Origin of the sequence: Rhodopirellula sp. JB055, from assembly GCF_043100905.1 — a bacterium.
Lineage (GTDB): Bacteria > Planctomycetota > Planctomycetia > Pirellulales > Pirellulaceae > Rhodopirellula.
Genome location: NZ_JBICHO010000477.1, coordinates 1 through 2,966, shown reverse-complemented (window position 1 = coordinate 2,966; position 2,966 = coordinate 1). Strand labels below are relative to the sequence as shown.

The window sequence follows — 2,966 nt, the reverse complement described above, 5'->3', positions numbered from 1 at the left end:
GCCAAAGCGACTCCGATGACGGAGCACAACAAGCACATGGGAACCACCAAGACCACAGCGAGCGGAAGTTTCAAACTCTCATACTGTGCCGCGAGCACCAAGAACACCAAAACAACAGCCAAAGCAAAGACAATCAGAGCGGTGTTTCCTGCTGCGATTTGTAAATATGTCCATCCCAGCCAAAGCGACTCCGATGACGGAGCACAACAAGCACATGGGAACCACCAAGACCACAGCGAGCGGAAGTTTCAAACTCTCATACTGTGCCGCGAGCACCAAGAACACCAAAACAACAGCCAAGGCAAAGACAATCAGAGCGGTGTTTCATGCTGCGATTTGTAAATAGGTCAATTCCGTCCATTGCGTGTCGAATCCGAAGGGCAATGTTTCGGACACCGCTTCCTCGACCGCGCGAATCGTTTCACCGGAGCTGATGCCTGGCATCGCCAAGCCGTTGATCGACGCGGCCGTGAATCCGTTGTATCGCTGAACCGCGGCGGGGCCGGTGGTGTCGTGAACCACCGCGACACTCCCCAGCGGAATCATCTCGTTCGTGTTGCTACGAACGTACAGCTGAGTGACCTGGTCAGGCGTCAGACGAAACTTTGGGTCCGCCTGCAAATTGACTTGCCAGGTTCGTCCGAATGCGTTGAAGTCGTTGACGTAGTATCCGCCCAAGAACGTTTGCAGGGTCGAGAAAACTTCATTGAGCGAAACGTTCAACGTCTTGCACTTCTGGCGATCGACGTCCACAAACATCTGAGGCGTGTTGGCGCGAAAACCACTTTGCATGCCCATGATTTCTGGCTTGGCCGACCCCGCTTGGCTGAGCTGTCCGGTTGCTTTTTCCAGCTCAGCCAAACCGATTTGACCGACGTCGCGAACGATGATTTTGAACCCGCCGCCGCTGCCCAATCCGTCCACGGGCGGAGGACCAAACACTGAAACTTTCGCATCCAGAATTTCCTGGCCAGCCGCTTGACGAACCCGCGTTGCAATTTGCTCCGAATAGAGGTCCGCTTCTTCGCGATCGTGGAATGGATCCAGGATCACAAACACCGATGCGAAGTTGGATCCCACTGCATTTTGGATAAACGATTGTCCCACAATCTCGAGCGTGTGATCGACGCCTTCCAATCCGTTTTTGGGGTCATGTTCAGCATGCCGTTGTGCTTCGGGGTCGGAGGAACGTTCGGCCTCCACCGCTTTGGTCAAAAAGTTGTTGTCGCCACTACGTTTGCCAAGCAACGCTTGACTCAGTTTCGCGACGACCTTTTCGGATCGTTCCAGCGACGCCGAGTCGGGCAACTGAATGTCGACCAACAAATAGCCCTTGTCTTGAGCGGGAACAAAACCAGTGGGCACAGTCGTCATGGCTTCATAGGTTCCCCACAGCAACCCGCAATAGATCAGCAAAACGATCATGGCCAACCGAATCAGCCACCCTGCGATGCGGGCGTAGATTCCGGAAACGGCGCTAAAGAAGCGATTGAACAGGTTGAAGAACCAACCGAAAAACAGATTCAGAATTCGCGAAAACCAATCGTTTTGTTCGGATTTGGGACGCAACAAAAGTGCACTCAACGCAGGGCTGAGTGTGAGCGAATTCAAAGCACTGAAGAACGTCGACACGGCGATCGTGGCGGCAAACTGCTTGAAGAATTGCCCGGTCAGTCCCGAGATGAACAAACAGGGTATGAAGACGCACATCAAAACCAATGAAATGGCGATGATCGGCGTGGTCACTTCATGCATCGCCTTCTCGGATGCTTCTACCGGCGACATGCCGCTTTCGAGTTTGTGTTCGATGGCTTCGACCACCACGATCGCGTCATCGACCACAATCCCAATGGCCAGAACCAAACCGAACAGCGACAGGTTATTGAGACTGAAGCCAATGCCCGCCATCACGGCAAACGTACCGATGATGGCAACTGGAACGGCGATCAACGGAATGATGGCTGCCCGCCAGGATTGCAGGAACAGCAGCACGACAATCGCGACCAAGATGATCGCGTCCCGCAACGACTTGAACACTTCGCCGATCGATTCGCTGATGAACGGAGTCGTGTCGTAGCTCACCGAATATTCCACTCCCTGAGGGAATTTCTGGCTGAGTTCTTCCATCTTGTCACGAACGCGATTGGCGGTGTCCAACGCGTTCGAACCAGGCAACTGAAAGATCATCAAGCCAGAAGCAGCGACGCCGTCAAGTTTGCATTTTGTGTCAGAAAAACTGGCGCCGAACTCGATGCCGCCGAACGTGGTGCCGCTTTCATCCGTCCATCGATCCGTGACGATGTCGGCGAGCTTCACAATCTGCCCGTCGCTTCCCGTTTTGACAATGATCTCGGAAAACTCTTCGACAGTGGACAATCGCCCGAGCGTCTTCAGTGTGTACTGAAAGTCTTGACCGCTGGGCACCGGTGGTCGACCGAGCGCCCCAGCCGCGACTTGGATGTTCTGTTCTTGCAGGGCACCGATCACGTCCGACGCGGTTAGCTGCAGCGTCGCCATGCGATTGGGATCCAACCAGACCCGCATGCTGTAATCACGCTCACCGATGATCGTGATGTCACCCACCCCTTCGATGCGGGCCAGTTCATCTTTGACTCGGATCGTCGCGTAGTTGCTCAAGTACAACTGGTCGCGCGATTGATCGGGGGAAAAGAAGTTCACCGCCAGCAGCGAGCTCGACGAGGCCTTGACCACTGAAACGCCGGTGCTTTTGACCTCCGCCGGCAACACCGGCGTGGCCAGGTTGACTCGGTTTTGCACCAAGACCTGTGCCATGTCCAAATCGGTTCCCACCGCAAAGGTCACGGTCAGGGAGTAACCGCCGTCATTGGTGGACTGGCTGGACATGTACAACATGTTCTCGACGCCAGTGACCTGTTGTTCGATCGGCGCGGCGACAGTTTCAGCGACCACTTCGCTGCTGGCACCGGGGTATTTGGCGGTGACCA

General features: G+C 55.0%; 1 protein-coding gene and 1 pseudogene. Both read right to left on the bottom strand.

Features of this window, described 5'->3' with window-relative positions:
- A partial coding sequence (locus tag ACF8AM_RS18810; RefSeq protein ID WP_392557122.1) for an efflux RND transporter permease subunit occupies positions 1-134 on the bottom strand: 134 nt, incomplete at its 3' end.
- Positions 79-2,931 (bottom strand): annotated as a pseudogene (locus ACF8AM_RS18805) (efflux RND transporter permease subunit). The gene ACF8AM_RS18810 and the pseudogene ACF8AM_RS18805, both read right to left, overlap by 56 nt.
- Positions 2,932-2,966 lie beyond the last annotated feature (35 nt).